Genomic DNA, 6820 nt, shown 5'->3' on the forward strand with positions numbered 1-6820 from the left:
CTCTATCGCCTCAGCAGAGGCATGGATGTTCATAGCATCCATCAGGCGAATGACACGCCGTATCGCAAAGCTTGAATTTTGAGTCGGGCACTTAGAGCGTTTCGCGCTTAATCATCCCCAATAGGCTCGCTCTATCTTCTTGCTCTTACGTATGTCACTCTCGGATCGTAGCGGGAATAGAGATCAGTTCGGTGAATTGAACTTCTTCGCGAAGGCAGTTCCCACTTTTCCGCGAGATGCTTCAGTGATTACCGCATTTTTCACACAGGCCGCGCAGCTCAAGCGTCGTCTTGCGGGATTTGAAGCCTGTCTGCACGCTCCATGCGCTGACGAGGTTTTCAATTGCTGAATCCGAGAATTCCGTGACCTGTCCACATTGCTCGCAAATGGCAAAAGCAATCAGACCATGTTCGTGGCATTGCGGATGCGCGCAGGCAACAAATGCATTGAGGCTCTCAAGTCGGTGCACCATCCCGTAATCAAGCAACTTTTCCAGTGCACGGTAAACCTGCAAGGGCGCGCGAAAACCGTCATCACGGAGTTGATCAAGGATCGTATAGGCGCTCAGCGGTCCTTCCGCCTTGGACAACACATCGAAAACGAGCGTCTGATTGCGGGTCAGGTCTTGGGATGCATGATGATGGGCATGGTTATGGTCGGTGTGATTGCTCATTGTCCTGCGGTCCGTTTCGGTGAAGCCTCTCTCCTATTTAATGGCAGGAGGCTTAAAATGAAAATAGCCAGTGTGGCAACGACGATCGATGGGCCGGAAGGCGTATCAAACTCAACCGAACCATAAAGCCCGCCGATTACGCCAAATGCGCCAATGAGGGATGCGATGATGGCCATTTGCTCCGGCGTTGTGGCAAATTTGCGGGCGGTTGCGGCAGGAATGATCAACAGTGATGTGATCAGCAATATACCGACGATCTTCATCGAGATGGCGATAACGATTGCCAGCAGAAGCATGAAAATGACCCGCGATAAGGCGGGGTTCAATCCTTCTGCACGTGCAATATCTTCGCTGACTGTTGCGGCAAGCAACGGGCGCCACAACCATGCAAGCAAGGCGAGTACCAGAATTCCGCCGCCATAAATAAACGCAATGTCGAGACGTGAAACCGCAAGCAGATCACCAAAGAGGAAAGACAAAAGATCAACGCGCACCCATGTCATGAAGGCGACGATAACCAGACCCAATGACAATGTTGCATGTGATAGAATGCCCAGCAGCGAATCCGCTGAAAGCGAGTGCTTTTTCTGAAGCAGCAGCATAATGGCTGAAATCGCAACGGCCACCGCAAAGACACCGATCATGAGATTGATATCCAGAATCAGAGCTAATGCGACGCCCAAAAGTGCTGAGTGCGCCATGGTATCACCGAAATAGGCCATACGCCGCCACACAATGAAACAGCCCAGCGGGCCTGTAGTGAGCGCAAGCCCAACACCGGCAATGAGCGCGCGGGTGAAAAAATCGTCAAGCATGGGGCGTGTCTCCCTCATGGTGGTGATGATGCTCACCCTCGTGATGATGACCGTCTTCTGTGTGGCAATGATCTGTCACCGTGCCATCCGCATGCATGACGCGGCCGTCAGGCAGGTGCGTATGATCATGGTGATGCTCATAGACAGCCAGGGGGCCAACGGCGCGGCTTCCGAACAGGCGCACATATTCCGGGCTTGAGGTCACATCACGCGGTGAACCGCTGCAGCAGACATGACCATTGAGGCAAATAACACGATCCGTTGCAGCCATCACCAGATGCAGATCATGGGAAATTAGCAGCACGCCGCAGCCGATATCATCGCGCAATTTGGCAATAAGTTCGTAAAGGGCGGCCTCACCGGAAAAATCCACGCCCTGCACCGGCTCATCAAGCACCATGATGTCGGGCTTGCGCGCAAGCGCGCGCGCCATCAATGCACGCTGAAACTCACCACCCGAAAGATTGGTAATCTCTGCCTTTATAAGGTGTGTGATCCCGACGGCGTCGAGTGCGCGCAGGATGTCATCTTTGGACAGCGGTCCCGTCAGCGTCATCAGACGCTCGACGGAAAGCGGCATGGTCCGGTCGATGCTGATTTTTTGCGGCACATAACCGATGCGCGGGCCTTTGATATGGCGAATGTTGCCTTCATCGGCCTTGAGAATATGCAGCGCCATCTTGGCCGTTGTGCTCTTCCCCGCACCGTTGGGGCCAATAAGGGTGACGATTTCGCCGCGATGAATGCTCAGATCAACATTGCGTACAAGCCAACGACCGTCGCGATAAACGCCGGCATTTTTTAATTCTATCAGCGGTTCCCGCTTCGAATGCGCGGGGAGGGCGGTCTTATGAGCCATATAAAATGAGCTTTCGCTGCCTTTTTGAGAGCGTCTTCGCGTTATTAACCCGCAGCAGCCCCGAAATCCTTATTTCAACATGTGTGAAACATATGCCGATTCGGGTTCGTTTGCGTCTCGTGGTTTTGCGCTGTGAACAATTCTCCAAAAAGAGGTTGTGTCTTCTTATTACAGACGTTATAGCATAACGCAAATGATGTAATAAAATAACATATCACTCCCACATATTGTTAACGCCAATCTGACATTCAAGAGAGCTCTATGAAACACTTCCGATCCCTGTTGTTGGCATCCGCCTTTATGGCTGTTTTTGGTAATGCCGCTTCTGCTGCCGAGCGAACTGGCATTGTGGTTTCAATCAAACCGTTGCATTCGCTGGTTGCTGCCGTCATGCAGGGCGTCGGCGAGCCGACATTGATCGTGCAGGGGGCGGGATCAGAACACGCCTATAGCCTCAAGCCTTCAGATGCAAAGGCGATCGAAAATGCCAAGGTCATTTTCTGGGCCGGTTCTTCTATGGAAACATTTCTCGACAAATCGATCGACACACTGGGCGATGGTGCCAAAGTGGTGGCGCTTGGTGATGCGGACGGTCTGACCAAACTTAAATTCCGCGAAGGTGGGCCATTCGAGGCGCATGATCACGGGCATGAAGGTCACAGCCATGATCACGACGCGCACGATCATAGCGCCGAGGCCGGTTCTCATGATGGTCACGATCACGCAAATGAAGCGGCTGAAAAGGCGCATGAACATGAGCATGAGCATGGTGCTTACGATCTGCATTTTTGGCTGGATCCACAAAATGGCAAGGTTCTGGTTGGTGACATTGCAAAGGTTCTGAGCGAAAATGATCCAGAGCATGCGGTGCAGTATGAAAAGAATGCTGCCGATTATGCTGAAAAGCTCGATGCGCTGACCAAAGATATCGACAACGAACTGCAGCCGGTAAAAGATAAGCCTTTCATCGTTTTCCACGATGCTTACCAGTATTTTGAAAACCGTTTTGGTGTGAAGGCTGTCGGTTCAATCACGGTTAGCCCGGAAAAAGCACCCGGTGCTGCGCGCATCAAGGACATTCACGAAAAGATCAAGTCACTTGGCGCTGTATGCGTTTTCTCTGAGCCACAGTTTGAGCCGAAGCTAGTGAACACAGTTATTGACGGAACGGACGCAAAAACCGGTGTACTCGATCCGCTCGGAGCTGAATTGAAGAATGGCCCGGACCTTTATCCGCAACTCATCCGTAATCTCGCAGATTCTTTGAAGGGCTGTTTGTCGAAATAAAGCACATCCCGAAAAGTGGGCACCGGTTTTCGGGCTAAGATGTGCGTGAAAAAAAAGATAAAGCACATCCCGAAAAGTGGGCACCGGTTTTAGGGCTAAGATGTGTGCTAAAATGAAAAGACAGAGCATTTCTGATGATTAAATTTAATCCAGAAATGCTCTCTTTGTTTGTTTACGCATTATCCGGCGCAAAATCGCAGCGCGCTTTTGCCGGAAAAGCTCTAACAGTCCGGCACGCAAGCTTTTAAAAACCTATCAGATCATAAACGACGGCGCTCAGTTGAGGTGTTTAAGGATTGTCAGGTGGCTTTGCCGCCTCTTTTTTGCCTCACAAATGTAATGATATAACATTAACAATCAGCACCGTCTAAATTGGCCAGCAAAGGAGTTGCCATGAAAAGGCTTCCAGTTGCCGTTCTTTCAGGCTTCCTCGGAGCGGGGAAAACCACGCTTCTTAATCACGTCCTTAACAATCGCGAGAACCGCCGCGTGGCCGTCATCGTCAATGATATGAGTGAGATTAATATTGATGCCGCTCTGGTGCGCGAGGGCGGGGCCGATCTTTCGCGCACGGAAGAACAGCTTGTCGAGATGACCAATGGCTGCATCTGCTGCACGTTGCGTGACGATCTCCTGAAAGAAGTAGCACAATTGGCTTCGCAGGATCGGTTTGATTACCTGCTGATTGAATCAACCGGCATATCCGAACCTTTGCCAGTCGCCGCAACGTTCGAATTTCGCGATGAAAAGGGCGAAAGCCTGTCCGATCTGGCGCGCCTTGATACGATGGTCACAGTTGTTGATGCTGCCAATCTGTTGAAGGACTATTCTTCCAACGATTTTTTGCGTGATCGTGGTGAGTCGCTGGGCGATGAAGATGAGCGCACGCTGGTCGATCTTCTGGTCGAACAGATTGAGTTTGCGGATGTTGTGGTGCTTAACAAGATTTCGACTGCGACAGCGCAAGAGCGCGATCTGGCGCGCAAGGTCATCCGGTCACTCAATCCTGATGCCCGCATTGAAGAAGTGGACTTCGGAAAAATCCCGCTCGATTCCATACTTGATACGCGGTTGTTTGACTTCAATCGCGCCCACGAGCATCCGCTTTGGTATAAAGAACTTCATGGTTTCCATGAACATGTGCCGGAGACGGAGGAATATGGTGTTCAGTCCTTTGTCTATCGTGCGCGCCGTCCGTTCGATCCGGCCCGTTTTCAGGCCTTTATCGATCAAAGCTGGCCAGGCGTTGTTCGCGCCAAGGGCTTTTTCTGGTTGGCAACACGTCCCGATTATGTGGGCGAACTCAGCCAGGCTGGTGCTTTGGTTCGCACCAATAAGCGAGGGCGTTGGTGGTCTGCCGTTCCGCGCAGCTATTGGCCTGCAGAGCCAGAATGGCATCAGGCAATGAAGCCCTATCTGGATGCTGAATGGGGAGATCGCCGACAGGAAATTGTGTTTATCGGCGTCGATCCGATGAACAAGGCTGCCATGATTGCCGAACTTGATGGTTGTCTGGTGCCGGAAGAGGTGTTCAAGCCGGAAAGCTGGCAGCGTCTCAGCGATCCGTTTCCAAGCTGGTCCGTTGCCGCTTAATGCCAGTTCATTCAGCCGACAGCGCGGCCATTTCAGAAGCCCGGCTGTCGGCAAGCGTGCGGTGATCAAGCACATTGGCGATTGCTTCGCGCACGTCCAGCATCATGTGCCGCACTTCACAATCGGTCTCATCGCAGTCATCGCAAGGCTGATAATCGGTCTTGCTGGCACAGGCGATGGGCGCAAGCGCGCCATCAAGTGCGCGGATGATGTTGCCGATATGTATTTCATTGGCCGGGCGGGCGAGGCAAAATCCGCCGCCTTTGCCTTTGCGGCTTAATACAAAGCCCGCATTGCGCAATTCAGTGAAAATATTATCCAGAAATTTGCGCGGAATATGATGCTTCTCGGCGATTTCGCTCGCTGAAACCAATTGACCGTCCGTTACACCGGCAAGATGCACCATGGCTTTCAGGCCGTATTTGCCTTTTTTGGTTAGCATGGCACCCCTGTTGCACTGTCTTAAGAACCAGCCGATCACGCATGTGAGTGAATATATAAGAATTAGGGGGTTATGTCGGCCCGGGCAAGTTACCTTCACGTCGCATGTGTCAGACGCTTGAGCCCTTCATGGCGAGAGCAAGTGCACCTTGCAGACTGTCGCCACGGGGCTCTGCATAAAATTCTCTATAAGGAAAGCATGGCAGCGCTATATATGATGCCGCAAGTCCACCTGTTATGCTGAAACGTTTGTGCTCTTTAATTGCCATTTTTTCCAATCCTGTGCGGATCATGTTGCAGGCGTGGGTGAGGAGAGTGATCGCCAGCGGGTCGCGTTTCGCCGCAAAATCAAAAAGCAATGGTGCAAGGCTCGCATAGTCGGAAGCATTGGCTGTGCGCGAAAATGTGGTGATGTTGCGCGGATCGCCCTCGAATTTCTCCAAAACGGCCTGTGAGAGATCGGTCGAATCTTCGAAACCGTCACTCGAAAGCAAGGTATATTCCAGTAGATCCCGACCGAGACGCGCTCCGCCCGCATGATCGCTGAGCATAAAACCGCGCCCCCCGATGATTTGAATCACATCGTCGATACGCTGGACAAAGGCCGAGCCGGTTCCCAATATGACAATTGCGCCATCACCGTCACCCATCGCGCCTTCTAATGCGGTGAGCGCATCGGAAACAATTTTGCTCTTTGCAAATGGCAGACGCTTATAAAGAGTGGCATGACTGGATAGCGCGTTGGCTCCGGCCAGTCCAAGCACGGCATTGGCTGACTTATATATAGAAGCCGATAAACCGGCATTTTCGCGCGCGCGTTCGGTTGCCTCATAGATATGGAGAATGGTGTTCTCCGCATCCGCGCCAATATTAGCAGGTCCAGATGCTCCCCTGCCAAGCACGTTGCCTGCCGCATCGGCAAGGATTGCACGGCACCCGCTGCCGCCGCCGTCGATCCCAAAGTGATATTTCATCGTCATATTTGTCATTTCATTGTCGCAAAATTGGAATCAGCGCTTTCGAATGGTTGAAATTCTGTTAAAATCCACCATATTGCCTGTGGAAAGAAAAGTTATCCTTTTTGCGGATTATGCGTTGACAGTTTTGTTGAGTGGGGTCTATATGGCGCCACAACGAGGGCGGCGACGCTGC

At 51.9% G+C, this 6820-nt stretch carries 7 protein-coding genes; 2 read left to right on the forward strand and 5 right to left on the reverse strand.

Going from position 1 to position 6820, the window contains the following annotated elements:
- Positions 1-241: 241 nt before the first annotated feature.
- The 3 genes from VBH83_RS18855 to VBH83_RS18865 are packed head-to-tail and all read right to left on the reverse strand — an operon-like array spanning position 242 to position 2347.
- Positions 242-673 (reverse strand): Fur family transcriptional regulator, encoded by a 432-nt coding sequence (locus VBH83_RS18855; protein WP_265986402.1) that lies wholly within the window; start codon positions 671-673, stop codon positions 242-244.
- Complete coding sequence (gene znuB / locus VBH83_RS18860; protein WP_396999031.1) at positions 670-1533, reverse strand: zinc ABC transporter permease subunit ZnuB; 864 nt, start codon at positions 1531-1533, stop codon at positions 670-672. Before znuB ends, VBH83_RS18855 begins: the two co-directional genes overlap by 4 nt.
- The gene (locus VBH83_RS18865; protein ID WP_265986400.1) at positions 1481-2347 is read right to left on the reverse strand and encodes a metal ABC transporter ATP-binding protein; all 867 of its coding nucleotides are present in this window, start codon (positions 2345-2347) and stop codon (positions 1481-1483) included. The genes znuB and VBH83_RS18865 overlap by 53 nt, the downstream gene beginning before the upstream one ends.
- 261 nt (positions 2348-2608) lie before the next feature.
- Between VBH83_RS18865 and znuA the strand changes: the two genes are divergently transcribed.
- Positions 2609-3634, forward strand: coding sequence for a zinc ABC transporter substrate-binding protein ZnuA (gene znuA, locus VBH83_RS18870; RefSeq protein WP_396999029.1), 1026 nt, complete (start codon positions 2609-2611; stop codon positions 3632-3634).
- Positions 3635-4027: 393 nt separating this feature from the next.
- Entirely contained in the window at positions 4028-5227 is a 1200-nt protein-coding gene (zigA, locus tag VBH83_RS18875; RefSeq protein ID WP_396999030.1) for a zinc metallochaperone GTPase ZigA, read from the forward strand.
- A gap of 7 nt (positions 5228-5234) precedes the next feature.
- Here zigA and VBH83_RS18880 read toward each other — a convergent pair whose 3' ends face one another.
- Together VBH83_RS18880 and VBH83_RS18885 are read right to left on the reverse strand one after the other, a co-directional pair.
- Positions 5235-5669 carry an Rrf2 family transcriptional regulator gene (locus tag VBH83_RS18880; RefSeq protein WP_265986397.1) on the reverse strand — a complete coding sequence of 145 codons (435 nt, stop codon included), beginning with the start codon at positions 5667-5669 and terminating at the stop codon, positions 5235-5237.
- Positions 5670-5778: 109 nt separating this feature from the next.
- Entirely contained in the window at positions 5779-6657 is an 879-nt protein-coding gene (locus VBH83_RS18885; RefSeq protein ID WP_265986396.1) for a BadF/BadG/BcrA/BcrD ATPase family protein, read from the reverse strand.
- Positions 6658-6820 lie beyond the last annotated feature (163 nt).

Origin of the sequence: Ochrobactrum sp. S1502_03 (genome assembly GCF_044435015.1) — a bacterium.
Classification (GTDB): Bacteria; Pseudomonadota; Alphaproteobacteria; order Rhizobiales; family Rhizobiaceae; genus Brucella; species Brucella chromiisoli.

Bases quoted from the DNA above. Each gene is read 5' to 3' on its own strand.
- VBH83_RS18855 (WP_265986402.1), bottom strand. From the start codon at position 673: ATGAGCAATCACACCGACCATAACCATGCCCATCATCATGCATCCCAA.
- VBH83_RS18865 (WP_265986400.1), bottom strand. From the start codon at position 2,347: ATGGCTCATAAGACCGCCCTCCCCGCGCATTCGAAGCGGGAACCGCTG.
- znuA (WP_396999029.1), top strand. From the start codon at position 2,609: ATGAAACACTTCCGATCCCTGTTGTTGGCATCCGCCTTTATGGCTGTT.
- zigA (WP_396999030.1), top strand. From the start codon at position 4,028: ATGAAAAGGCTTCCAGTTGCCGTTCTTTCAGGCTTCCTCGGAGCGGGG.
- VBH83_RS18880 (WP_265986397.1), bottom strand. From the start codon at position 5,669: ATGCTAACCAAAAAAGGCAAATACGGCCTGAAAGCCATGGTGCATCTT.
- VBH83_RS18885 (WP_265986396.1), bottom strand. From the start codon at position 6,657: ATGACAAATATGACGATGAAATATCACTTTGGGATCGACGGCGGCGGC.